Raw genomic sequence first — 25,195 nt, 5'->3', positions numbered from 1 at the left:
TCACTTCTGAGCGGAAAACACCCCTTGGATGTCGACAAATCACCTGACTCGGCGCATCGTCGGGGTACGGAGGAGTTGATCGTGGGTCAGCTCGGGCCGCCGACGCTGGAGATCCAGTCCTTGACCTCGGTGACCCAGGACGAGACCGCGTCCCAGTAGCTCTTGCCCTCGGCGATCCAGTCCTTGAGCGGGGTCAGCTCCCAGACCAGCCAGGAACCGACGACCAGGATCAGGATCACGAACAGACAGCCCTTGAGGCAGCCGAGCCCGGGGATCTTCATCCGGTTGGGGTTGGACCCGCGCTGCCGGGGCTCGCGGCGCGGCTCCGGCTGCTGCGGCGGCGGCGCGTAACGCTGCGGCTGCGGCTCCTGGGGGCGCTGCGGGGCGTACTGCTGCGGCTGCTGCTGTTGCTGGCGGCGCTGCTGACGGCGCGACGGCGGCGGCTGCGGGGGCTGCTGCGGCTGCTGGTACCCCTGCTGCTGGTACTGCTGTTGCTGATACTGCTGTTGTTGCTGCTGGTACTGCCCAGGCGGCTGCTGCGGTGCGGGGCGGTGGGGGCGGCGGCGCAGCGGGTCCTCGCTCGGGTCGAGGTACTGGACCTGCGTCTGCTCGTTGCGGTCGCGGGCCGCGCGCAGCTGGTTCTGCCAGGGGTGGTTCGGATCGTCCTGGCCGGGGACGCCGCCGGGCGGTACGGGGGGCATGGCCCGGGTGGGGTCCGCCCCGGGGCCGTTCGGGCCGCCGGTGGGCATCGCCTGGGTGGGGTCGGCGTTGGGGCCCGTGGTGGGGAGCACGTTGGTGGCGGCGGCCGGATCGTACTGATTGCCCGGCGCGTTCGGCGCGTTCGTCGGCAGCACCTGGGTCGCGTCGCCCGGGTCCGCCGGGGCGGTGTCCGGGACCGGGGCCGGTGCCGGGTCCGGCGCGAGCAGCGCGGCGACGCCGAGGGCGGCCTCCGCCTGCGCGGCCGAGGCGTGCACGCCGACACCGGCGGCGACCACGCGCAGCCCCCGGGCCAGGCTCTCGGCGCTCGGGCGCTCGTCCGGGTTCTTGCGCAGGCAGCGCTCTATGACCGTCCACAGCGGCTCGGGCACGGTCGTGGGGCGGCGCGGCTCCTCGCTGAGGTGGCGGTGCAGCACCTCGAGCGCGGTGTTGCCCGCGAACGGCGGACGGCCGGTGACCAGCTCGTACAGCATGATGCCCGCGCCGTAGATGTCCACCGCGGACGTCTGCGGACGGCCCTCGGCGGACTCCGGCGCCACGTAGGCGGGGGTGCCCACGAACTCCTGGGTCCGGGTCAGACCGGGCGAGTCGGCGAGCCGCGCGATGCCGAAGTCGGTCAGCATCGGGTGCATCTGCTCGCCCTCGCCGGTGCCCGCGAGGAGCACGTTGGCGGGCTTGAGGTCGCGGTGCACGATGCCGTCGGCGTGGCTGGCGGCGAGCGCGTCGGCCACCTGCGCCATGAGGAGCGCCCCGGCGACGGGGGTGAACGGGCCGTTGGCGCGCAGGTAGTTGTGGAGATCCGGACCGTTGATCAGGTCCATGACGAGGGCGAGCAGATCGCCCTCGACGACGAGATCGCGGGTGCGGACGATGTTGGGGTGGGTGAGGCGGAGCAGTACGGAACGCTCGCGGAGAAAGCGCATGACGATGTCCGCGTCGTTCGCCAGCTCCTCCTTGAGGACCTTGATCGCGACCGTCTCGCCGGGCTGCCCGGCCACGGCCGCCTCGGCGCCCGCCGTCTCCCGCTGGCTGGCCCGCCAGACGGTGCCCGTGGCTCCGCGTCCGAGCGGCTCCTCGAGCAGGTACTTGCTGCCTACCGGCCGCACGTGCGCTCCCTGGTCGTGGTCATATCGCTTGCATCGCTTGTACTACTGCTACTGCCTGCCGTGCTCGTCCGCCCACTGTAATGGGGACGGACGAGGTGCCGTACCGGTCACCGCTGATCACCGCTTGAGCGGGGCACGACGGGCGTGCCGGGCCACCGCGGAACCCGGGGGAAAGACGCGTGATCCGGGGAGTCGGTTGCCCACTCCCGTCCTCTTAACACAGCCGATCCGGTCCCGCTAACACAGCGGATCCGGTCGCAATCAGCCAGTTTCGGCCGAGTAGCCGACCAATCAAGATCATGTGCCGCCGGGCGGCGGGCGAAGTGTCAGTGGCAGGTGCGAGGATGCACGCAGCACGGAAGCGCCGAGCGGCGGGGGGCTCACGCTCCGTGATCCGTACGACCCCGTACGGACCTGTACGTGCCGAAGCGCCTGGGGGCTGGACGGCGGGGTTGGCACCCCCGACCGGCTCCCCGGACAGAAGGGACCGTTGACGGCGATGCAGATTCGGCTGACCGTCCTCGGGCCGCGCAGCGCCCACCCGGGCCGTTCCGGCCATCCTGCGCCCGCGCCGCCACCGCCGCACGCCCTCGCGGGCGCGGTGGACGTGCTCGTGACCGCTCCCGTCGGCACCGCCCTCGCCTCCGTGACGAGCGGCCTCGCCGCGGCCGTCGCCGCCGCCGGGCACGACGCCGGGGGCGGCACCGGCGCGGTCGTCGTGTACGCGGGCTCGGAGCGGCTCGACCCCCAGCGCTGCGCGCTCGGCGAGCCCCCGCTGGTGGACGGCGCGGTGCTCTCCCTCCACGCCCCGGCCGACCCCGACCACTACCCCGGCTACCCGGGGTACCCGGGCCTGCCCGAGGCCGCCGTGTCCGACGCCACGGTCCACCTGGACGTGATCGCCGGGCCCGACGCGGGCGGCGTCCACCTGCTGCACGGCGGCCAGGTCCGCATCGGCCGCTCCGCCGACGCCGACGTCCCCCTGGACGACCCGGACGTCTCCCGGCTGCACTGCGCCGTGACGGTCGCCGAGGACGGCCGGGTGACCATCGCCGACCTCGGCTCGACGAACGGCACCGCCGCCGACGGCGCCCCCGTCGGCCCGGACCCCGTACCGCTCGCGCCGGGCGCGCTGCTCCGGATCGGCGAATCCGCGCTGCGGCTGCGCGCCCCGGGGGAGGCCCCGTCCTCCCCCGCCCGCCTCCCCGCCCAGCCGGACGGCGAGGGTCACCTGAGGGTCACCCCCCGCGCGGACGGCGTGGCCCACGCCAAGGGCCCCTGGACCGGCGCCCCCACCCCCCGCCACCCCGGCCGGGGCTGGACCCCGGTCACCCACGCCGCCCCCCAGGGCACCACCACCCACGGCACGGGCACCCAGCCGGACACCACGGGCCAGCCGCCCGGCGGCCGCGAGGCCCAGGGCGGCAGCGCCCCTGCCCCAGGCGCCCAGACCGCCTGGCCGAGCGATGGCCACGGCCCCACCAGCCAGCCCGGCGCAGCCGGAAGCGCGGCGGCGCCGCACGACGACCGCGGACGCCCGACCCAGCCGAGCACGGGCGGCAACCCGCCCGGCCGGGACCCAGGCGGCCGGTCCGCAGGCCCCGGCAACGCGTCGTATGGCGGACCACACGGCGACCGCCGCCCGACCGACGAACGCGAACGCCCCGGACAGCCGCGCGCGGGCGGCAACGCGCCCTACGGCGACCCGGCCGACCGCCGGGACCCGGGCGGACAGTCCGGCGCGGCCGCAGGCACCCGCCACGGCGAGCGGGGCCCCTGGGCCGAAGGGCCGGGGAGCGGCGACGCACCGTACGGCGGCCCGGCCGACGCCGGAGCGCGCGGCGCAGCCGACCGGCGCCCGGGCGGCCAGCCGGGAGCCCGCGAGACCCACGGGCGCGGTGGGCCGTACGGCAACCCGCCCACGAACGCCGAGCAGGGCGGCCGGACCGCCCACGCCCCCACCGGGCAGCCGGGCGCCCCCGAACGCGGCGTACCGGAGCCCCGGGCCGGAGGCCCGGGAACGGGTGACGGCGGACCGCACGGCGCAACCGACCGCCGCACCGGCGCGCCGGGCAGCACCGGGCACGGCGCGCACGACAACTGGACCGGAGACCCCGGCGCGGGCAGCGGCGGGCAGCCGGGCGCCCCCGAACGCGGCGTACCGGGCCCCCGGGCCGGAGGCCCAGGAACGGGCGGCGGCACACCGCACAGCGCGACCGACCGCCGCACCGGCACGCCGGACGCCTGGGCCGGAGGCCCGGGGGCGGGCGGCGGCACGCCGCACGGGAGTCCGGCCGGAACCGGCCCGCGCCCCGGTGGGCAACCGGCGTACGACACCTGGACCGGAGACCCTGGCGCAGGCCCCGGAGGGCAGCCGGGCGCCCCCGAACGCGGCGTACCGGGCCCCCGGGCCGGAGGCCACCCGGGAACCGGCGGCAGCACGCCGCACGGCAACCCGGCCGACGGCGGACCGCACGGCGCGACCGACCGGCGCACCGGCACGCCGGACGCCTGGGGCGGAGGCCCGGGGGCGGGCAGCGGGGCGCCGCACGGGAGTCCGGCCGGAACCGGCCCGCGCCCCGGTGGGCAACCGGCGTACGACACCTGGACCGGAGACCCCGGCGCGGGCAGCGGCGGGCAGCCGGGCGCCCCCGAACGCGGCGTACCGGAGCCCCGGGCCGGAGGCCCGGGGGCGGGCGGCGGCACGCCGTACGACGGACCGCACGGCGCGACCGACCGGCGCACCAGCTCGTCGGGCAGCTCTGGGCGCAGCGCACACGACAACTGGGCCGGAGGCCCCGGGGCGGACGGCGGCGGGCAGCCAGGAGCGCCCGAGCGCGGCGCGCACGGCGCCTGGGCCGGGGACCCGAGGGCGGGCGGCGGGGCGCCGCACGGAGGTCCGGCTGGTGGCGGGCCGCGCGGCGGCGGGCAACCGGCGTACGACATGCGGGCCGGACGCCCCGGGGTGGCGCCTGGCGGTCCGGCTGACACCGGGCGTCCCGCTGCGGGCGGGCGGGGGCCTCGCGGGGGGCGGGGGACGCCGTTGCGGGGGACCACCGTGCCCGAGGGGATCGGCGAGGCGGGGGCGTACGCCTACGACGCTCCCGGGGCGCAGGTGCGGCGGCGGGGGATAGGGGCCTGGGTGCGGCAGTTGACCGGGGGGCGGGGCGCGGACGAGCGGGGCGTGGACGAGGCGGCGGGCGCCGAGGACCGGGCCGCGCGGGCGGCCGAGGAGGCCGCCGCGCTGCACCGCCGGTGGCCGGACCCCGCCGCCGTGCTGATGACGGCGCTCGGCCCGGGGCCTCGGCTGTGGGAGCGCGGGCCGGGCCACCCGGACGCGCTCACCGTGCGGCTCGGCTCCGCCGACCGGCTCTCCGGCGCCGGGGGGCTGCTGCCCGCCGCGCCCGTGACCGTCGATCTGCGGCAGGCGGGCTCGCTGGGGCTGGCCGGGCCGCGCGGGCGGCTGGCCGGGCTCGCCCGGTCCGTCGTGGCACAGCTCGCGGCGCTGCACTCCCCCGGCACGCTGGAGATCGTGCTGCTCAGCACCGAGGACCGGCCCGCCGAGTGGTCCTGGCTGGGCTGGCTGCCGCAGCTGCAGCCGTTGCGCGGGCAGGACTGCCGACTGCTGCTGGCGTACGACGCTGAGCAGGTGACGGCCCGTACGGCGGAGCTGACGCGGCGGCTGGACGACACCGCCGCGGGCCCGTCCGGGCCGTACACCGTGGTGATCGTGGACGGCGATCCGGGACCGCCCGCGCTGCGCGAGACGCTCGGGCGGCTGGCGGTCGGCGGCCCGGGGGCCGGGATCCACCTCCTGTGCCTGTCCGAGGCTCCGGCCGCGTCGCCCGCCTCACCGCTGTCGGTGAGCTACGAGACGGCCTGCGCGGGCTCGGCGGCGTTCGCGTCGTGCGAGGTGGCGGCGCTGCTGAGCGGCGATGTGGCCACCGGCCTGCAGATCGTGCGCCGGGATGCCGCCACCGGCGGCGCGGGCGTGCCCATGTGGGTGGCCGGGGCCACCACGGCGGCCACCGTGGACGCGGTGTCGGGGGCGTGGGCCGAGCGGTTCGCGCGGGCGCTCGCACCCCTGCGCCCGGCCGCTTCCGGCCAGGGCGACGAGGGCGGCCCGGGGCGGCAGGTGGCGGCCCCGCTGCCCGACTCGGCCCGGTTGCTGGACGAGTTGGGGCTCGCGCGGGCCACCCCCGCGTCGCTGCTGGCCCGTTGGGCGGCCGCCGCGGACGAGGTCCCGGCGGGCGGCCGGGCGCTCGCGGTGCTGGGCGCCGGACCGCGCGGACCGGTCGCCGTCGATCTGGCGGCCGACGGCCCGCATCTGCTGATCGACGGCGGGGCGGGCACCGGCAAGACGGAGCTGCTGCGGTCGCTGGCCGCCTCCCTCGCGGCCGCCGAGCGACCCGACCGGCTGGAGCTGGTGCTCCTCGACGGCGCGGGGGCGAGCGGCGGGGCGGAGCGCGGCGAGGGGCTGCGGGTGTGCACCGATCTGCCGCATGTGTCGACGTATCTGGCGGCCTCCGACCCGGTGCGGATGCGGGAGTTCGCGCAGGCGCTCAGCTCGGAGCTGAAGCGCCGGGCCGAGCTGCTGGGCCAGATGGACTTCGTCTCCTGGCACACCCGGATCCGGGAGGGTTCGTCCGGCGGCAACAGCGCCCCGCGGGTGATCGCGCCCCGTTCCGCCGGTGACATCGATCCGGCGCCCAGTACGACGCTTCGGCTGCGCCCCCAGCGCGGCCGCCAGGACCAGCACGACGAACACGCGCAGCACGCCGAGGCGGCCGCCCCGTCCCCCTTCCCCCGCCTCGTCGTCCTCGTCGACGACTTCGACGCGCTGGTGGCCCCGGCCCTCGGCAGTCCGGGCCGCCCGGCGGCCGGTTCGGTGGTGCGCGCGCTGGAGGCGATCGCCCGCGACGGCGCCCATCTCGGCGTCCACCTGGTGGCGGCGTCCGGCCGCCCGGACCGTACGGCGGATACGGCGGCGGTCGAGCGGGCCGCGCTGCGGATCGTCCTGGAGCCCCGTCCGCTGGCGCCCGCCTCGCCCGAGCAGCCGGAAGGAGAGAGCTACGCGTCCGGGGAGTCCGGCGGTGAGCACGCCCCGGGCCGCGGCCGCCTGCTGGGCCCCGACGACGCCGCGACGACCCCGTTCCAGGCGGGCCGGGTCACCGGGCGGATACCGCGCACCGCGACCCAGCGGCCGACGGTCGTCCCGCTGGAGTGGGAGCGGATGGGCGATCCCCCGGCCCGCCGCCCGCTGCGCGAACTGGGCAACGGGCCGACCGATCTGGCGCTGCTCGCCAGCGCGCTCCAGCGCGCCGCGCAGTCGGCGGACGCGCCGACCGCGCCCGCGCTGATCTGACCGTCCGCCTGTCCATTCCTCCCCGTCCGGCGATCATCACGGCACGGTCACGACCGTGAGTGAACGCCGAAAACAGTATTGCCACGTTGGGTGACCGGGCGTAGGACTGTCGCACGGGACACGACCGCGCGCGAGGCGGTCGGCATCGGAGGGAAACGGGGATGCAGAAATCGCTTCGCAGGAACGGGAGCAGGAAGCGGAAGAAGCGAGCGGTACGAGCCGCGCTCGCCACCGCGTCGGCGGGAGCGCTCATGCTCACCGCCGCGGGCTGCGGTAGCGACGACGGGGACACGGTCAGCGGCGGCCCGCCGCCGGTCACCGTGAAGCTGCCCAGCCTCAAGGGCCAGAAGCTCCAGGTCACCGCCGTCTGGACCGGCACCGAGCAGGAGAACTTCACCAAGGTGCTGAAGGAGTTCGAGAAGCGCACCGGCGCCAAGGTCACCTTCGTGCCCAGCGGTGACGACATGGCGGGCTTCGTCGGCTCGAAGATCGCGGGCGGCTCCCCGCCGGACGTGGCGATGGTCGGCCAGGTCGGCGTCATGCGCGAATTCGCGCAGAAGGGCTGGGCGAAACCGCTCGACGCCGCCGCCAAGGCCGAGGTGAACAAGAACTTCGCCAAGGGCTGGCAGGATCTCGGCTCGTACGACGGCAAGCAGTACGGGGTCTATTTCAAAGCCAGCAACAAGTCCCTGATCTGGTACAACACCTCGGCCTTCGACTACGCGGGCGCGAAGGAGCCGAAGACCTGGAAGGAACTCCTCAAACAGGCCCAGCTGATCTCGGATTCCGGCACCGACGCGGTCGCGGTCGGCGGCCAGGACGGCTGGACGCTGACCGACTGGTTCGAGAACGTGTATCTCTCCCAGGCGGGGCCGAAGAAGTACGACGAGCTGGCCCAGCACAAAATCAAGTGGACCGACCCGTCCGTCAAGAAGGCCCTGGAGACGCTCGCCCAGCTGTGGGGCGCCAAGGGTCTGGTCGCGGGCGGCCGGAGCGGCGCGCTGCAGACCGCGTTCCCGGATTCGGTGACCAAGGCGTTCGGCAACGCCGCCGAGCCCGACGCGGGCATGGTCTTCGAGGCCGACTTCGTCGCCGCCAACGTCGCCGACGCGGGCGCGGAACTCGGCGGGGACGCGAAGGTGTTCCCCTTCCCGGCGGTGGGCGCGAAGCCACCCGTGGTGACCGGCGGCGACGTGGGCGTGGCGCTGAAGAACAGCAAGGCCGCGCAGGCGCTGCTGACCTTCCTGGCCTCGCCCGACGCCGCGACCATCTGGGCCCAGTCCGGCGGCTTCATCTCGGCGAACAAGGCCGTGAAATTCAGCGCCTATCCCAATGACCCGATGCGCGACATCGCCAAGGCGCTCATCGCGGCGGGCAATGACTTCCGGTTCGACATGTCCGACCAGGCCCCGGCCTCCTTCGGCGGAAAGCCCGCCCAGGGCGAATGGAAAGCGCTCCAGGACTTCCTCAAGAACCCGAGGAACGTGGAAGGAATCCAGCGCCAGTTGGAAGCCGATGCCGCCAAGGCGTACAAGAACTGACGACTCGACCGGGAGATCCACATATGTCGACCGCGACAGCGGGCGGCGCGGCCACACCTGGCCGGGCGTCGTCCGCCCCACCCGCCACCCCGCGCGGTACCAAGAAGAAGAGCGTCCTGGGCACCCGGCCCTGGCTGGCGGCGGTGTTCCTGCTGCCCGCGCTGCTGCTGCTCGGCGCGCTCGTCGTCTATCCGATCGGCTACTCCGTCTACCGCAGCTTCTTCGACGCGAGCGGCAACGGCTTCGTCGGGCTGGACAACTACACGGAGATGTTCTCCGACGACGCCACCAAGACGGCGATCAAGAACAACATCATCTGGCTGATCCTGGCGCCGACCATCTCCACCGCGCTCGGCCTGATCTTCGCCGTGCTCACCGAGCGGGTGCGCTGGGCCACCGCGTTCAAGCTGATCGTCTTCATGCCGATGGCGATCTCCATGCTGGCCGCGGGCATCATCTTCCGGCTGGTGTACGAACAGGACCCGGACAAGGGCGTGGCCAACGCCATGTGGGTGGGCGTGCATGACTCGTTCAGCGCCTCGCCGCCCTTCCCCGGCGCCCATCCGCGCCCGGCCGCAGGGCTGACGGAGTCGTCGAACGGCTCCTTCACCACCCAGGACACCGTCCGGGCCGGGTCCCCCGCCTCGATCCCGCTGGTCGCCGCCAAGCGCGACGACATCAGCGGCGCGCAGGACGCCAAGGCCGCGCGGCCCGAGGCCGGGAAGGTCACCGGCACCGTCTGGTTCGACTTCACCAAGGGCGGGCTTGGCAAGCAGGGCGCCATCGACCCAGGCGAGAAGGCGATGGCCGACCTCAAGATCGAGGCGGTCAAGGACGGCAAGGTGGTCGCGAAGACGACCTCGGCGGCGGACGGTACGTACACCCTCCCCGCCAAGGCCGAGGGCGCCCAGCTGCGGCTGCCCGCCTGGAACTTCTCCGCCCCGTACAACGGCATCGACTGGCTCGGCCCGTCCCTCGTCACCCCCGCCATCATCGGCTCGTACGTCTGGATCTGGGCGGGCTTCGCGATGGTGCTCATCGCGGCGGGCCTCGCGGGCGTGCCGCGTGAGCTGATGGAGGCCGCGCGGATGGACGGCGCCAGCGAGTGGCAGGTCTTCCGGCGGGTCACCGTGCCGCTGCTGGCGCCGGTGCTCTCGGTCGTCGTCGTCACGCTGATGATCAACGTGATGAAGATCTTCGACTTGGTCTACATCATCGCCCCGGGCCCCTCGCAGGACGACGCCAACGTCCTCGCCCTCCAGCTCTTCCAGTCGTCCTTCGGGACCGACGTCAACCAGGGCCTCGGCAGCGCGATCGCCGTCCTGCTGCTGTTGCTGGTGCTGCCCGTCATGTTCGTCAACCTCCGCCGGATCCGAAGGGAGAGCCGCCGATGACCAGCGCGGACACGGTCGTAAAGACAAAGCGGTCCCTGATCGGACGCATCGCGGAGCGCGCCGGGGGCGGGGTGGTGCAGGTCGCCCTCGTCCTCATCGGCCTCTTCTGGCTGATGCCGACGGCAGGGCTCCTCCTCTCTTCCTTGCGCGACCCGTCGCAGGTGGACATCTCGGGCTGGTGGAAGGTCTTCAGCGACCCGTCGCAGCTGACCTTCGACGCGTACGACAAGCTGCTCAGCAACCAGCTGATCACCGACTCGCTGTGGACCACCCTCGCCATCACCGTCCCGGCGACCCTCCTGGTCGTCATCATCGGCGCCCTGGCGGGCTACGCCTTCGCCTGGATGGACTTCCCCGGCCGCGACTGGTGGTTCCTGATCGTCGTCAGCCTGCTGGTCGTCCCGGTCCAGGTCGCCCTGATCCCGGTCGCCAAGCTCTTCGGCGAGATCGGCATCTTCCAGACCACCACGGGTGTGGTGCTCTTCCACACCGCCTTCGGCCTGCCCTTCGCGATCTTCCTGCTGCGGAACTTCTTCGCCGAGATCCCGCGCGAGCTGCTGGAGGCGGCCCGCCTGGACGGCGCGGGCGAGCTGCGGCTGTTCTTCCGCGTCGTCATGCCGCTGGGCGCCCCGGCGATCGCCTCGCTCGGGATCTTCCAGTTCCTGTGGGTCTGGAACGACATGCTGGTAGCCCTGATCTTCGCCGACAGCGGCAACCCCCCGATCACGGTGGCCCTGCAGCAGCAGGTCCGCCAGTTCGGCAACAACATCGACATCCTGGGCCCCGGCGCGTTCGTCTCGATGGTCATCCCCCTGGCCGTCTTCTTCGCCTTCCAGCGCCAGTTCGTGGCGGGCGTGATGGCAGGCGCGGTGAAGTAACCCGGGGGACTTTCCCCCACCCCGCCCCTTCCCGACCCAGGGGCCCCGCCCCAGACCTCGGGGTCCCGGGCCCCGGGGCAGGCACGCCCTTACGTGCCGGGCGCCTCCCGGCAGAGGACACCCCGTCTCCGCACCCCCGCGCCACAACCTGGCCCTCCCGGCGCGACGGATCTGAGACACGCCGGAGGCCCGGGTCGGGGAGGGGCGGGGTTGGGGAAGTTCAGCCCGCCTGCGGAGCGGCTGGGCCGAATGGGGGCAGTTTGGGGGTGTTCGCCATGGCGGCGCCCCATCCCGGCGGCGTTCAGATGATGGTGTGAGGAACCACCCGTCCCGCGCCGCCGCCCGCCCCAGGACGCACGATGCCCCTCACCGCACCGCCGCCCGCCGCCCCCCGCCCCCCGTCGTGGCTCGCCGATCCGCCCCTGGTGCGCGGCTACCGGCGTACGGTCCCGCTGCGGGTCCGTCGCGCGGTCATCGCCCTGACCGGGGCCGAGCTGCGCCGCGCGGCCATGCGCGGGCTGGGCCGGGTGTCCACCGCCTCCGGTGCGCTACGGCTGCGCTGGGCACGGCGGCGGCTGGGGCGGCTGGTGCGTACGGGGCTGCTGTCCACCCCCGGCCGCATGGTGATCGCCGACGACCACGGCACCCGGATCGCGACCGCCGTCCCCGCGCCCACCCCCCTGTTCGCACGCGCCGAGAACCTGCGGCTGGTGTGCGAGGCGCTGGACCAGGCGCGGCTCGACCACTTCGTCATCCGCTGCTACAGCAACGTCGCCTCCGCCGTGGGCGTACGGGCGGATCAGCGGGCCGAGGTGGTCGCCGCGCTCCGCGCGCTGTGCGCCCGGGAGGCGGGGTACGTCTCGCCGCCCCCGCACAAGAAGAGCCGGAACGGACCGCTGCGGCTGGGCGTCGCGGCCCGCGCCTGGCGCCCGCTGGCCGCCGAGCCCGTCGTCCGCTTCACCCGCTTCCACACCACCCCCCGAGGGGACCTCGTCCTGGGCTCGTCGCACGGCTGCGACATCGAGTTCTGGGAGAGCGGCCCGGTGGACGGCCCAACAGACACCAGCGGCGCGCCCCTCCTCCACGCCCCCCGCCCCAACCGCACCACCGCCTCCGTCCCCCTCACCGGCAACGCCGTACGCACCCCGGACCAGATGTTCACCCGCCTCACCCCGGCCACCGGCTGGGCCCCGGGCCGCCTCGTCCGTACCCGGCCCGAGTTCACCACCCGGCTCCCCGACGACGTCCGCTTCCCCATCGACGTCGTTTACACCTGGGTCGACGGCTCCGACCCACAGTGGCAGCAGCGACGCGCCGCCGCCGTAACCGAAGACGACGGCGCGGGCTACCACGCGCAGGCCGCCAACGCCGCCCGCTACACCAACCGCGACGAGCTGCGCTACTCCCTGCGCTCACTCCACCTGTACGCCCCCTGGGTGCGCCACATCTACATCGTGACGGACCGCCAGGTCCCCGCCTGGCTCGCGCTCGACCACCCCGGCATCACCGTCGTCGACCACCAGGACATCTTCGACGACCCGAGCCTCCTGCCCACCTTCAACTCGCACGCCATCGAGACCCGCCTGCACCACATCAAGGGCCTCGCCGAGCACTTCCTCTACTTCAACGACGACGTCTTCCTCGGCTCGCCCGTCACCCCGCAGGACTTCTTCCTCGCCAACGGCGTCACCAAGTTCTTCCCCTCCCGCGCGCTGATCCCGCTGGCCCCCGCCGACCACCTCGACGTCCCCGTATCGGCGGCGGGCAAGAACAACCGGCGGCTGCTGGAGGGCCGGTTCGGGGCGACCGTCACGCAGAAGATGAAGCACACCCCGCACGCCGTACGCACCAGCGTGCTCGCCGAGATCGAGCGGGAGTTCCCCGGCCCGATCCGCGCCACCATGGCCAACCGGGTGCGCTCCACCTCGGACATCTCCCTGCCGTCCTCGCTCCACCACTACTACGCGTTCCTCACCGGCCGCGCGATCCCGGCCCAGCTGCGCTACGACTACGTCGACCTCGCCCGGCCCGCCATCCACAACCGGCTCGCGCGACTGCTGCGGACACGCCACTGCCAGGCGTTCTGCCTCAACGACACGGTCTCCTCCGAGCACGACCTGGCCGGTCAGCTGGCCCTGCTCCGCCCCTTCCTCGACGCCTACTTCCCCGTACCCAGCCCGCTGGAGCGGGCCGTCACCCGACAGGAGGCGCGGCAGCCATGCCCCTCGCCATCACCCTCCCGCTGAACCCGGACGTCCTGGCCGCCAGCGGCCCGTACCCCCGCGCGCTCAACGTGCTCAGCCGCAAACAGACCGCGGTGCAGCGGCAGTTGCGCCGCTCGGGCCTCGCGGGCTACGAACCCACCACCCAGGCCACCCTGCTGGCCCTCGCCGGACAGGCCCCGGCAGGCAGCGCGGTGTACGACATCGGGGCGCACATCGGGCTGTACTCGGCCCTGGTCGACGCGGTCTACGGAACCGGCCCGCACACCAACGGCCCGCACACCAACGGCACACGCACCAGCACCGGCCCCCACACCATCGCCTTCGAGCCCACCCCCCAGACCGCCGCCCTCTGCCGCCGCATCCGCCACTGCAACCACCTCGACTACGAGGTGCAGCAGGCCGCGCTCTCCTCCGAACCCGGCACCGCCGAGCTGTACTTCTCCCATAAAACGGAGTCGTCCAACTCCCTCAACCCGGCCCACCGCAAACACTCCGAATCGGTGACCGTCCCGGTCACGACGGTGGACGCCTTCACCGAGGACCGCAGCCTCGTCCCCCACCTCATCAAGATCGACGTCGAGACCTACGAGGCGGCCGTCCTCACCGGCGCCCTCGCCACCATCCGCCGCCACCGCCCGTGGATCATCTGCGAACTCCTCCCCAGCGCCGACCACGGCACCCTCCGCACCGCCCTGGCCCCGCTCACCGCCATGGACTACGGCCTGCACCCGATCACCCCGGAGTCCCCCTGGCAGCGCTACGACGAGACGACGTACCAGCAGGCGGTCAGCCCCCAGTCCCGCGACTGGCTGCTGGCCCCCCGCCCGCTCACCCCGGCCTTCCACCGGGCCATGCGCCGCTGGCTGATCGCGATCCTGGCCTGCGACGAGACGACGAACCTCCTCACCCCCGACAAGGCGTCCTTCCCGTACGGGTGGAACGCCCCCTACCGCCCGCGCACCCTGACCCCGGCCCTGACCCGCCTGTCCGCCGCCGCGGCCCGCGCCCGCCGCTTCGCCTTCCCCGCCCCCACTCCGCCGGTCACCACGCCGCGCTGACCGGCCCCGGTGCGACGGCCTCCGACACCGCGCCGAGCAGCCGCTCCACCTCCGCACCCCACCGGGAACTGACCACCAGATCGCGAGCGGGATCGACCCACAGCAGATGGCCGCCGCCGTTACCCCGGGCGCAGCGCCCGGTGGCCGGGGCGGTCGGCCATACGGTGCGGTGGTCGTTGAGCCACCACGACAGCCCGTAGTTCGGCTTGACCGGGCACGGCGTCCACATCTGCTCGATCCAGCGCGCGGAGACGACCCGGGCCCGCCCCCAACGGCCACCGCGCAGACACAGCTGCCCGATGCGGGCCAGATCGAGCGCGTTGATCCACAGGCCCCCGCCCCAGTGGGCGCCCCCGGAGACCACCGGCACCCGGTCGCCGTCAACGTCCACGAACGCATTCTCATAACCGTGCCAGGACCAGGACGACGACGCCCCGATCGGCGCCATGACGCGCTCCCGCAGCACATCCGGCAGCGCGCGCCGGAACAGAACCGTGAGCGCCAGGGCGGCCAGATTCACCCGCACGTCGTTGTACGCCCACCCCTCACCGGGCGGCCCCCCGGCTGACTCGGTGCCCTCCCGCGTGCTCTGCGCGTCGACCGACGTCGGCTTCCCCCACAGCTCACCCTCCCACTGGCTCGTCTGATCCAGCAGATGCCGCCAGGTGACCGCCCGCCCCTGCACCCCGTCGAACTCCGGAAGCCCAACCCGCTTACGGACAGGCTCGTCCAGCTCCAGCAACCCGTCGTCATAAGCAACACCCGCCACCAACGCCAGCACGCTCTTCGTCGCGCTGTACGCCATCTCCACCCGCGCCGGATCCCCCCACGACCCGATCACCACCCCCCGCCGCACCACGACCCCACTCGCACCCCCGCCATCCAGCAGCGGCCCGATGACCTCCCGATGGGAGCCGTCGGCCACCTGCGCATCGAGATACGCCGCCATGTCCCCCACCCCGGGCACCGACCGCTCCCCCTGCCCCCGAACAGCCCGCGCCACAGCCCCAGCGTCCACGCCCTCCCACGGATCCCCGACCCCACTCGCCCCGTCCATATCCCCGCTCCCGTATAGCCGCCGATTACTGGAAGTTGAGCCGGTGGGGGTGCGTGGGGTCAACAGGGCACGTGAAGATGCGCATCTGACCGCGCCCGACGTATACGCCGGTGGGGTCGTTGGCTCCCATCGCGTCCATGACTTCCCGGTCCTCCAGAGGCACCCACGTCAGTGAGCCCCGGTCCCATTCGCTGTCGCTGACGGTCAGCAGAGGCCGCATGGCCACACCGCAGGAGCAGTCGATCCGGGCCGGACCGGTGAGCCCCCACCGGGCGAAGCCGCCGACCTTCCAGCCCGGCGCGATGGACAGGTCACCCGTATAGGAGAGTTCGTACGCGTCCTCTTCCGTGGCCGCGTCCATGAGTTCCTCCTCCCAGGCATCGATCCTCTCCTGCACGTCCTCGCTCAGCAGTTCCGGCCACTCATGCTCGACGACCTGCTCCGGGTCGAGTACGCACGTATTCGGAACGCATTCCGCCCGGCCCACGACGACCGGCTCCGGATTCTCCGTGAGGATGTCCCCCACGTCCTGCGACCGCCGCCACTTCAGCACCACATCCATCGTCCGGTCCGGGCCGTGCGCCTCGAACGGACACCAGAAGACCTGCAGCAGATCGCACCCCTCCGGGCCGGTCAGATCCGGAACGTCCCGCGTGAACAGCTGGGCCGCGGCGAGCAGGGGAATCGGGTCGTCGTCCCGCAGCTCCGGGAGGTGGCAGCCTTCTCGGCTATGGGCGAGGAACCGGCGCTCCAGCCGTACGTCGGACAGCAGCTCCCCGCAGCCCTTCTCGTGGACGGCCTCGCACATCGGCCACGGCTCGTCGACGGGCCAGAGGAACGGGCCCGCCACCGAACTCTCGTGCGGCTTCGGCGAACCCGGCCGGGGATGCAGCCGGGTGGTCGTCCTGCGGTATTCGGCCAGCTCCGGAAACATCGCTTCGATATCGACCGGCCGCTCGGGCGTCGTGCGCGTCATGCGAACAAACCTTCCCATGCGACCGGCCTCAGCACCGGCCCGGCCCCGCGCACTCCTTCGACAGCGACAAAAGGCGCATATACGGCGGTTCGCCTAGGGTTCCGTTCAGGACGACGTATCCGCCGCGAAGGGCATGGGCCATGGATCGCCTCGGTGTTCGGACTCCCTGCGGGCCCGTGCCGTCGGGCGTGGAGTGAACGGGTCCGGCGTGTCGTGCGTCGAAGGGGGCGCCCCGGACGCTGGTCCGTCATCCGCCGGCCGTGCGTCCCACACCCGTCCCTCACCCCCGGCCCCGACCATGAGCAGCCACCAGGAGTCACAAGCGATCATGGGAACGCAGCACGTCATGGCCGCCGACCGCAGCCGCGTCAGCCGCCGCGCCCCCGCATACCCCGGCGACGCCGCCTGAGCCCCACCTCACCCACCGGAGTCCGCATGTTGCCGCGCACCCCACGCCCCGGCCCGCGCCCCCGCGTCAGCGTGATCGTCCCCGCCCGCAACGCCATGCCCGCGCTGACCCGCGCCCTCACCTCCGCCATGGACCAGACGATAGGCATCGCCCGGCTGGAGATCATCGCGATCGACGCCGGGTCGACCGACGGCACCGGCGCGGAGCTGGAGCGGCTGGCCGCCGACTGCCCCGCCCTCAAGGTCGTCCACGAGGAGCCCGGCGGTGGGCCGGGCAGGCCGCGCAACACCGGTCTCGACCTCGCCCGTGGCGACTACGTGTTCTTCCTCGACGCCGACGGCTACCTGGGCCCCGACGCGCTGCGCCGCATGGTCGCCATGGCCGACCAGAACGGCACCGACGTCGTCGTCGGCAAGATGGCCTCCCCCACCGGACGCGGCGTCCCCCGGGCGGTGTTCCGCCACAACCAGCTGCGCACCGACGTCCTCGACTCGCACGCCTACTCCACCCTCGGCCCCTGGAAGCTGTTCCGCCGCGACCTCATCGAACGGTTCCATCTGCGGTTCCCGGAGGAGTGCCGTACCGGCGAGGACCAGCCCTTCACGGCAGCCGCGTTTCTCAACGCCTCCGCCATCTCCGTCGTCGCCGACTACGACTGCTACCACCTCACCACCCCCCGTCACGAGGCCGGGCCGCACCCCGCCCGCACCGGGCTCACCGACCGCATCGACGCCATCCGGCTGCTGTTCCAGACCGCCGCCCGCTACACCCAGCCCGGTCCGCGACGCGACCATGTGATGCGGCGGCACATCCGCCGGGAGCTGTGCGGCGCGCTGCGCGCCCTGCCCCGCGAGGACGAGGCGGAGGCGCGGGCCCGGTTCCTGCCCGAGCTGCGCCGCTGGGCGACCGACCACTGCTCGGACACGCTCTTCCGCACCCTCACCGCGCCCGAACGGCTGATGGTGCATCTGCTGCGCAGCGGCCGCTTCGACGATCTGCTGACCGTCATCCGCGCCGCCAAGCAGGACGCGGGCCGCGGCCGTCTGGTCGAGAAGGGGCGCGTGTACTGGCTGCACCCCTTCTTCCGCGACCCGGCGGCCGACGTCCCCGACGACTGCTTCGACGTCACCGACCGGCTGCCGGTCCGTCACCACCTCACCGGCGCGGCCTGGCACGGCGGCTCCACGCTGCGGGTCCGTGGCCGGGCCGAGGTCAAGGGCCTGGACGCCGGTCCCGAGGACCGCACCGAGCTGATATTGCGCCGCCGCGAGGCCCCGGACGAACTGTGCGTGCCGGTCACGGCCGCAGAGGACGGGACGGAGGACGGGGACTTCGCGGCGGACATCGACATCGCCACCGCCGACGACGGCGCCCCGCTGCGCCCGGGCGTCTGGGACGTCTTCCTCGACGTGCGCGCCCAGGGCGTCAGCCGCACCATACGTTTCGGCAACCGCCACGACGAGGGGCTCGACATCGGCACCGCGCGCCGGGTGGTGCGCGCGGGCCCCGGGCTGCGCGCCCGCGTGACGCCGTACTTCACCACCCCGTACGGCAATCTCTCCCTCGACATCGGCCCGGCCCCGCGCGGCGCGCCCTGCGAGGTGACCGAGGCGCTGTGGCATCCGTCCGACAAGGGCACGCTGGTCGTCGCCGGACGGCTGCTGCCGCCGGGCTCGCCGCCCCGCGACCGGGTGCTGCGGCTGCGCGCCGAGCACACCGACGGCCGCGTCCTGGACCACCCCGTGCGGTACGCGGCGGGCCACCCGGCGGGCGCGTTCACCGCCCGGCTGCCGGTGCGCGACCTGAGCCGTGGCCGCTGGACCGTGACGCTCGCCCTGGTGGGCCACGGCGACGGCCCGCCGCGCGCCGCCCCCGTACCGCCGCCCGAGCGGCTGCCGGGCACCCGCTGGCTGCGCCGTGGCCGTCCGTACTACGCCAAGCCGCTCACCGGGCGCGGCGAGGCGACCCTGGAGCTGCGCATCGCGCCCGTACGCCTCCTCGCCGCCGCCCGGAACCGCCTGGGCGGCCGTTTCTGACTGGGTTTCTGACGACCTACCTGCCCATACGAGCGCGAGTACGGGCCCGGGCCCGCCGCATCCGCCGACGCACCCCCACGGCGACCCTCACCGGCGCCACCTCCAGCGCGAGCGCCGGGGCCGAGCGCCGGGTGAGGGGTTTGGCGTAGTACGGACGGCCGAACCGGAACCAGCGCGTCCCAGCCAGCCGCCCCAGGCACGGCACGACGACGCTGCGGCCCTCCACGATCAGCGTCAGCGTCCAGCGCCCCGCCGTCAGCCGTCCGACCGGCAGCCGGGCCGTGAAGTCCCCGGACGCGCCCGGCTCGAACCGCGCCGCGACCTCGCGCACCGCACCCGCCCCGCTCTCGGCGCGCAGCCGTAGCCCTGCTCCCGTCCGGGGGAATCCGCCGGTCAGCCGCCCGCCGACGATCAGGACGCTCTTCCTGGCGCCGTGCCAGGCGGTCCGGGTCACCAGGCACGGGGCCTCGCGCGCGTCGCGGGCGGCGTGGGCGACCTCGCCGACGTCGAGCGAGAGATTGCCGTACGGGGTGAAGTACGGGACCACCACCACGGGTTCGCCGCGCGGCGTCGTGACGGCGCGCCGGGGCGGCCGGGTGGCCGCACCGCCCTCGCGGCTGCCGCCGAACCGCACGGTGCGGGTGACGCCCTGGGCGCGGACGTCCAGGTAGAGGTTCCACAGGCCGCGTTCCAGCGGTACGCCGCCGTCCGCGGTGGCCGGGTCGATGTCGACGGTGAAGCCCGAGGTCACATCGGGGCGCGGCACAGCGGGCACCCGGATCTCGGGGCGGTCGGCCTCGTACTTGCGCAGGACGAGTTCGGTGCCGGGCTCGGTCGCGTCGACCGCGTCGACCGCGTCGATGCCCTCGATGGCGGCGCGGCCGGTCAGCCGCAGCACTCCGCCGCGCCACCGCGCCGTATCGAGGTGGTGGTGGACCGGCAGCCGGTCCGTGATGTCGAAACAGGCGTCGGGGATATCGGCGGTGTGGTCACGGAAGAAGGGGTGGAGCCAGTAGACGCGGCCCTTGTCGACAAGGCGGCCGCGGCCCGCGTCCTCCTTGGCGCCGCGCGCGACGGTCAGGACGTCCTCGAAGCGGTCGGCGCGCAGCAGATGGATGAGCAGCCGGTCCGGGGCGTCGATCCGCTCGACGATGGGGTCGGTCACCCAGGTCCGCGCCAGGTCCCGGAACACGGGGAAGAAGCGTTCCCGCGCGTCCCGCTCGCTCTCCCGGGGCAGCAGCCCGCGCAGCGGACCGCACAGCTCCCACTCGACGTGACGGCGCATGATCTGGTCCCGGCGGGGGCCCGGTTCGAGATAGCGGGCCACCGTCTCGAAGCACAGCCGGATGCCGTCCACGCGGTGGGCGAGATCGGACGCGGTGAGGGTGAGGTTGCTGCGGTTCTCGCGGTAGCGGACGTAGTAGCAGTCGTAGTCGGCGACCACGGAGACGCCGGAGGCGTTGAGGTAGGCGGCCGCGGTGAACGGCTTGTCCTCGCAGTTGCGGTACGGCGGGAAGCGCAGCCGCAGCCGCTCGATGAGCGAGCGCCGGAAGAGCTTCCAGGGGCCCAGGGTCAGATAGGCGTGGGAGGAGAAGATGTCGGTGCGCGGCTGGTTGTGCGAGAAGACGGCCCGGGGCACGGCGCGTCCGCCGACCGAGGCGATCCGGCCGAGGACGATGTCGGTGCCGTTCTCGTCGGCCATGGCGACCATGCGGCGCAGCGCGTCGGGCCCCAGGTAGTCGTCGGAGTCGAGGAAGAAGACGTAGTCGCCGCGCGCCCGGTCCAGGCCGGTGTTGCGGGGGCCGCCCGCGCAGCCGGAGTTCTCCTGGTGGACGACGTGCAGGGCGGGGCACGTGCGGGCGAGCCGCTCCAGCTCGTCACCGGTGCCGTCGGTGGAGCCGTCGTCCACCGCGATGATCTCGATCAGGTCCGGGCCGAGGGTCTGCTCCATCGCGGAGGTGACGGACCGGGTCAGCTCCGGCATGGCGTTGTAGGCGGGAATGATCACGCTGACGCGGGGATGGGAAGGGGACGCTGCGGGCACTGCGGACGCTTCGGGCATGGCGACCTCCGGACTCCGGCTCAGGGCGGACTACGGGATCAGTCGCGGTCGACTACAGAATCAGTCGCGGTCGGTCAGTGGCAGTCGGATCAGTCGCGGTCGGGAAAGGCGCGGGTGGGCTGCGCGGCGTGCGGGGGCAGAGTGCCGCCGTGCGCCCGTACCCCCTGGAGTGACGGCACCGTACGGCTCTCCGGCCGCTGGGCGAGGGGCGGCAGCGACCCGGGAGCCGTGACGTCCTCGCCCAGCATGAGCGTCCGTACGACGCGCTCGGCCGCGTGGCCGTCGTCGTACGGGCAGAAGCGGTCCCGGAACGCGGCGCGCAGCGCGGCCGCTTCGGCGTCGCACCAGCGGCCGTCGCGGAAGACGGCGATCAGCTCGTCCAGGGTGCGGGCCACCGGGCCCGGGGTGTCGCCGGGGCGGCCGGACAGCAGGTCGAAGTAGACGCCGCGGGCGGCCCGGTAGGCGTCCCAGTCGTCCGCGTAGATCACGATGGGCCGGTCCAGCACGGCGTAGTCGAACATGATCGACGAATAGTCGGTGATCAGCGCGTCGGCGGCCAGGCACAGCTCCTCGACCCGCGGATGGCTCGACACGTCCCGCACCAGCCCCGCCTCGTCGAGTTCGCGCAGCGCCGCCGACGGCCGGTACGAGTAGTGCGCCCGCACCAGAAGCGTCGTACCGGGGCCCAGGGCGCGGCTGACCCGCTCCAGATCCAGCCGGGGCGTGAACCCCTTCTGGTAGTCGCGGATCGTGGGCGTGTAGAGGACGGCGGTGTGGCCGTCCGGGACGCCGAGCGCGGCGCGGGCGCGCCGTACGTCGTCGGCGGTGGCCGAGACCAGCACGTCGTTGCGCGGATATCCGCATTCCAGCAGCCGGTAGGAGGCGGGGTAGACCCGCTCCCACACCTCGCTGGAATGCGGATTGGAGGAGAGCGCGAAGTCCCAGCGGTCGATGCGCTTGAGGAGATTCCCGAAGCTCATTCCCGCCGCTGCGGCGGGATAGCGCTGCTGGTCCAGGCCCATGCATTTGAGCGGGGTGCCGTGAAAGGTCTGCAAATGCACCGCGCCGGGCCGCTTGACGACATCGTTGGGGAAATTGACGTTGTTGATGAGATACGTGGCGCGGGCCACCGTCCGGTAGAAGTCCCGGGTGCCCGCGACGACGTAGTCGACGCCCTCCGGAAGCGATCCGATCTCCGACTTCTTCACCACCCACACCCCGTGGATGTGCGGGGCCAGTTCCCGGGCCTTGTAGTAGATCGCCGCCGGATTGCACAGCACCCCCCGCCCCCAGTACGCGCTGTAGACGGCCAGGTTGGGGTCGGCGGGCCGCCGCCGGTGGGCCCGGTAGAGGGCCCGTTTGCCCCGTACGGCCAGCGCCGCCCGGGCCATCCGCTTGGCCTTGCGGGCCCCGGCGACGGCCCGCGTCGCCCGCTCGTGCTCCCGGTAGCGGGCGAACGAGCCACGGGCCAGCGCCGCGAAGCGCCACTCGGCTCCGGCGGGCGGCGTGAATCCGTCCGGGAGGTGGGTCCGGTACCAGGAAGCCGCCCGGCGGAAGAAACGCGGCCGGTCGCCCGGCGCCACCCGGGAGCGGCGGTCGAGGCAGAACAGGAAATGGGAGACGGCCCGCTCGAAGAGCAGATCCCGCAGCGGATTCAGATCGGGGTGCTCATCGAGGAAGGCGAACAGCCGCGCGTACTGGTCGAATATGACGAAGTGTTTCTCGCCTGGGCTTCCCGTGCTGGCACCGACCCGGCGCTGACGGTATTCCAGGCCGACCAGATCCACACAGGCGATGCGCCGCGCCGTCAGCATCGTCAGATAGGACAGCAGCGCGTCCTCGTAGATTCCCTCGCTGAACGAGAATCCGTGCTCGGTGTAGAAGGCGCGGCGGTAGACCCGGTTGGACGACATCGCGAAGATCCGCAGGAATTCGGGGCGCTCCAGGATGGAGAAGACATCGGTGCCCGCCGAGTTCAGCAGCTCCCCGAAGACGCTGGGGGTGCTGCGCCCGGACCAGTAGGTGCGTACATGGTTGAAGTAGAGGATGTCCGGGTCCTCATTGAGCGCGAGCCGTTCGGCCAGGCCCTCCAGGGTGCTGGGCGCGAGGGTGTCGTCCCCGTCGAGAAAGAGCAGATAGTCGCCGGAGGCCCGCTCGACACCGGCGTTACGGGCCCGGCCGGGGCCGGAGTTGACGGGCAGGTGCACCGGCACCACCCGGCTGTCGCGGGCCGCGCAGGCGTCGATGATGGCGCCGCAGTGGTCCGGCGAGCGGTCGTCTACGGCCACCACCTCCACGTCGCGGAACGACTGGGTCAGCACGGAGTCCAGGCAGGCCTGCAGATAGCCCTGCACCCGGTAGGCGGCGATGACGATGCTGAAGCGGGGCATGCGGGGCTCCTCGGGACGCGACGGCGGGTCCAGGCGCTGGCGGCAGCGGTTCGAAGCGCTCACTGACTCACCACCGTAGGGTCGTACGTCCCGATATGCCCGATAAGCCCTTGGGTGGACGGCCGACCGGGTGAAACCGGGGAATCGCCGCGAGGTCATGAACACGGCATCTGTACGATCTTCGAGTCACGAGATCTTCGGGGGAACCATGACCAGTGCCGACCACGCCGTGCTGAGCCCACTGGGGCCGGACGATCCACGGGAAGTCGCCGGATACCAGCTGCTCGCCAGAGTCGGCGAGGGCGGTATGGGCTCGGTGTACCTGTCCCGCACCCGCGGCAACCAGCCGGTCGCGCTCAAGGTGATCCGGCGTGAGTTCGCGCAGAACCAGGACTTCCGCCGCCGCTTCGAACAGGAAGTCACCGCCGCCCGCCGGGTGCAGGGCTACCACATCGTGCCGGTCGTGGACCACGACACCAGCGGTGACCTGCCCTGGCTCGCCACCTCCTACGTCCCCGGGCTCGCGCTCGACGACGCGCTCGGCCGCTTCGGCCCGCTGCCGATGCCCGCGGCGTTCCAGCTCATCGGCTGTACGGCGCAGGCGCTGCACGCGGTGCACGCCGCGTCCGTCATCCACCGGGACCTCAAGCCCAGCAACATCCTGCTCAGCTCGAACGGCCCGTTCGTGATCGACTTCGGCATCGCCCGGGCGGCCGACGCCACCCAGCTCACCCGCAGCGGCGGGTTCATCGGCACACCGCAGTACATGTCGCCGGAGCACGCCTTCGGCAAGCCGGTCACCGCCGCCACCGACATCTTCGCGCTCGGCCTGATCGCGGCGGTCGTGGCCACCGGCCGCCACCCGTACGGGGACGGCGCGGGGATCTCGATCGCCGCGCAGATCGCCAACACCGCCCAGCAGCCGCCGGACCTGAGCGGCTACCCGGACGAACTGCGGCCGCTGCTGGAGCGCTGCCTGGCCGCGGAGCCCGAGCGGCGGCCCACGCCCGCGGAGCTGGCCGACCTGTGCCACCAGGCCGCGGGCCGTGAGCTGCGCGACTTCGCGGGCTGGCTGCCCGCGCCGCTGACGGAGGAGATCCAGCGGCGGGAGCGGATGGCGCAGCAGCCGCCGACGCCCGCGCAGCCCCCGATGCCTGCCCACACCCCGACGCAGACGCCCACGTACGCCCCCACCTACGCCCCCGCGCAGGCGCCCGCGCAGGCGCCCGCGCACCACCCCATCGCGTCCGCGCCGACACAGGCCGCCGGGTACCCGGCCCCGCCGACGCCGGGCGACAGCGGCCGCGACGGAGGACGGGGCCGGGGCCGGGGCCGGATGCTGGCGGTCGGCGGCGGCGCGCTGGCGCTGATCATGGTCGCGGTGGCGGCGTATGTGTTCACCCAGGGGGACGACACCAAGGGCGCGGAGCAGAACAAGGCCGACGGCAAGCACACGGCCCAGCCGCGGCAGTCGGCGAAGGGGTCGGCCTCCCCGAGCCCCGAGGACACCGAGAACGCCGAGGACACCGACTCGCCCAAGGCCGCCTACACCCCGATCTACCAGAACAAGACCCTGCAACTGCGGGCGCCCGACCACTTCGGCCCGACCACCGACTTCGACCTCGATCAGCCCAAGGTGGACGTCGCCGGGGGCCTCGCCTCCGACGTGCAGGACATCTCCATGTTCGTCAACGAGTTCAGGGCCGGGGAGGCGATGGCCAAGAGCCCCGGCACCACGCCGAAGGAGTGCGAGGAAGCGGTGACGACGGATCCGCTGGAAGACACCCTGGACCCGGATGATCTGATCGATGAACAGCTCATCGCCAAGGGCGACCGGCTGTGCATGGTCACGTCCAGCGGCAATCTCGCGATGCTGAAGATCACCGCCGTCATCCCGCCCGAGGACGACTCCGACATCCCCAGCTACAGCACCTCGGTGACACTCTGGAAGCGCGCCAAGTAGCCAACGCACCGCACACGC

General features: G+C 73.4%; 13 protein-coding genes. 8 read left to right on the top strand and 5 right to left on the bottom strand.

Going from position 1 to position 25,195, the window contains the following annotated elements; genetic code table 11:
- Positions 1–86: 86 nt before the first annotated feature.
- Entirely contained in the window at positions 87–1,823 is a 1,737-nt protein-coding gene (locus tag ACWC5C_RS25155; protein WP_450878767.1) for a serine/threonine-protein kinase, read from the bottom strand.
- A gap of 499 nt (positions 1,824–2,322) precedes the next feature.
- Here ACWC5C_RS25155 and ACWC5C_RS25150 point away from each other — a divergent pair, with 499 nt between their 5' ends.
- The 6 genes from ACWC5C_RS25150 (at position 2,323) to ACWC5C_RS25125 (ending at position 14,284) form a co-directional block, all read left to right on the top strand.
- A complete protein-coding gene (locus ACWC5C_RS25150; protein WP_450878765.1) occupies positions 2,323–7,188 on the top strand; it encodes an FHA domain-containing protein in 4,866 nt (1,621 codons plus the stop codon).
- A 161-nt stretch (positions 7,189–7,349) separates the two neighbouring features.
- On the top strand, positions 7,350–8,729 hold the full coding sequence (locus ACWC5C_RS25145; protein ID WP_450878763.1) for an ABC transporter substrate-binding protein: 1,380 nt from the start codon (positions 7,350–7,352) through the stop codon (positions 8,727–8,729).
- A 23-nt stretch (positions 8,730–8,752) separates the two neighbouring features.
- Positions 8,753–10,123: a carbohydrate ABC transporter permease gene (locus ACWC5C_RS25140; RefSeq protein ID WP_450878761.1), complete on the top strand. Its 1,371-nt coding sequence runs from the start codon at positions 8,753–8,755 to the stop codon at positions 10,121–10,123.
- Positions 10,120–11,001 carry a carbohydrate ABC transporter permease gene (locus ACWC5C_RS25135; RefSeq protein ID WP_450878759.1) on the top strand — a complete coding sequence of 294 codons (882 nt, stop codon included), beginning with the start codon at positions 10,120–10,122 and terminating at the stop codon, positions 10,999–11,001. Before ACWC5C_RS25140 ends, ACWC5C_RS25135 begins: the two co-directional genes overlap by 4 nt.
- Positions 11,002–11,360: 359 nt before the next feature.
- Positions 11,361–13,247: a stealth family protein gene (locus ACWC5C_RS25130; protein ID WP_450878757.1), complete on the top strand. Its 1,887-nt coding sequence runs from the start codon at positions 11,361–11,363 to the stop codon at positions 13,245–13,247.
- The gene (locus tag ACWC5C_RS25125) at positions 13,220–14,284 is read left to right on the top strand and encodes an FkbM family methyltransferase (protein WP_450878755.1); all 1,065 of its coding nucleotides are present in this window, start codon (positions 13,220–13,222) and stop codon (positions 14,282–14,284) included. The genes ACWC5C_RS25130 and ACWC5C_RS25125 overlap by 28 nt, the downstream gene beginning before the upstream one ends.
- On the opposite strand, the gene ACWC5C_RS25120 is transcribed toward ACWC5C_RS25125, so the two are convergent.
- Together ACWC5C_RS25120 and ACWC5C_RS25115 are read right to left on the bottom strand one after the other, a co-directional pair.
- Positions 14,268–15,233: a serine hydrolase domain-containing protein gene (locus tag ACWC5C_RS25120; protein ID WP_450878753.1), complete on the bottom strand. Its 966-nt coding sequence runs from the start codon at positions 15,231–15,233 to the stop codon at positions 14,268–14,270. The two genes, ACWC5C_RS25125 and ACWC5C_RS25120, sit on opposite strands and share 17 nt — an antisense overlap.
- Positions 15,234–15,366: 133 nt before the next feature.
- The gene (locus ACWC5C_RS25115; RefSeq protein ID WP_450878751.1) at positions 15,367–16,317 is read right to left on the bottom strand and encodes a hypothetical protein; all 951 of its coding nucleotides are present in this window, start codon (positions 16,315–16,317) and stop codon (positions 15,367–15,369) included.
- A gap of 435 nt (positions 16,318–16,752) precedes the next feature.
- Between ACWC5C_RS25115 and ACWC5C_RS25110 the strand changes: the two genes are divergently transcribed.
- Positions 16,753–18,762, top strand: a complete 2,010-nt coding sequence (locus ACWC5C_RS25110; protein ID WP_450878749.1) for a glycosyltransferase — start codon at positions 16,753–16,755, stop codon at positions 18,760–18,762.
- 16 nt (positions 18,763–18,778) lie between these two features.
- On the opposite strand, the gene ACWC5C_RS25105 is transcribed toward ACWC5C_RS25110, so the two are convergent.
- Together ACWC5C_RS25105 and ACWC5C_RS25100 are read right to left on the bottom strand one after the other, a co-directional pair.
- Positions 18,779–20,770, bottom strand: a complete 1,992-nt coding sequence (locus ACWC5C_RS25105; RefSeq protein WP_450878747.1) for a glycosyltransferase family 2 protein — start codon at positions 20,768–20,770, stop codon at positions 18,779–18,781.
- Between the two features lie 143 nt (positions 20,771–20,913).
- Positions 20,914–23,214, bottom strand: a complete 2,301-nt coding sequence (locus ACWC5C_RS25100) for a bifunctional glycosyltransferase/CDP-glycerol:glycerophosphate glycerophosphotransferase (protein WP_450878745.1) — start codon at positions 23,212–23,214, stop codon at positions 20,914–20,916.
- 208 nt (positions 23,215–23,422) lie between these two features.
- Here ACWC5C_RS25100 and ACWC5C_RS25095 point away from each other — a divergent pair, with 208 nt between their 5' ends.
- Positions 23,423–25,177 (top strand): serine/threonine-protein kinase, encoded by a 1,755-nt coding sequence (locus ACWC5C_RS25095; RefSeq protein WP_450878743.1) that lies wholly within the window; start codon positions 23,423–23,425, stop codon positions 25,175–25,177.
- The last annotated feature ends 18 nt before the right edge of the window (positions 25,178–25,195 follow it).

The organism is Streptomyces sp. NPDC001700, assembly GCF_053596435.1.
The sequence above is the reverse complement of the archived record's forward strand: the minus strand, read 5'-3'. Positions and strand labels throughout refer to the sequence as shown.

Coding starts and splice junctions, on each gene's coding strand:
- ACWC5C_RS25150 (WP_450878765.1), top strand. CDS start 2,323: ATGCAGATTCGGCTGACCGTCCTCGGGCCGCGCAGCGCCCACCCGGGC.
- ACWC5C_RS25120 (WP_450878753.1), bottom strand. CDS start 15,233: ATGGCGGCGTATCTCGATGCGCAGGTGGCCGACGGCTCCCATCGGGAG.
- ACWC5C_RS25100 (WP_450878745.1), bottom strand. CDS start 23,214: ATGCCCCGCTTCAGCATCGTCATCGCCGCCTACCGGGTGCAGGGCTAT.
- ACWC5C_RS25145 (WP_450878763.1), top strand. CDS start 7,350: ATGCAGAAATCGCTTCGCAGGAACGGGAGCAGGAAGCGGAAGAAGCGA.
- ACWC5C_RS25125 (WP_450878755.1), top strand. CDS start 13,220: ATGCCCCTCGCCATCACCCTCCCGCTGAACCCGGACGTCCTGGCCGCC.
- ACWC5C_RS25115 (WP_450878751.1), bottom strand. CDS start 16,317: ATGACGCGCACGACGCCCGAGCGGCCGGTCGATATCGAAGCGATGTTT.
- ACWC5C_RS25110 (WP_450878749.1), top strand. CDS start 16,753: ATGTTGCCGCGCACCCCACGCCCCGGCCCGCGCCCCCGCGTCAGCGTG.
- ACWC5C_RS25140 (WP_450878761.1), top strand. CDS start 8,753: ATGTCGACCGCGACAGCGGGCGGCGCGGCCACACCTGGCCGGGCGTCG.
- ACWC5C_RS25135 (WP_450878759.1), top strand. CDS start 10,120: ATGACCAGCGCGGACACGGTCGTAAAGACAAAGCGGTCCCTGATCGGA.
- ACWC5C_RS25130 (WP_450878757.1), top strand. CDS start 11,361: ATGCCCCTCACCGCACCGCCGCCCGCCGCCCCCCGCCCCCCGTCGTGG.
- ACWC5C_RS25095 (WP_450878743.1), top strand. CDS start 23,423: ATGACCAGTGCCGACCACGCCGTGCTGAGCCCACTGGGGCCGGACGAT.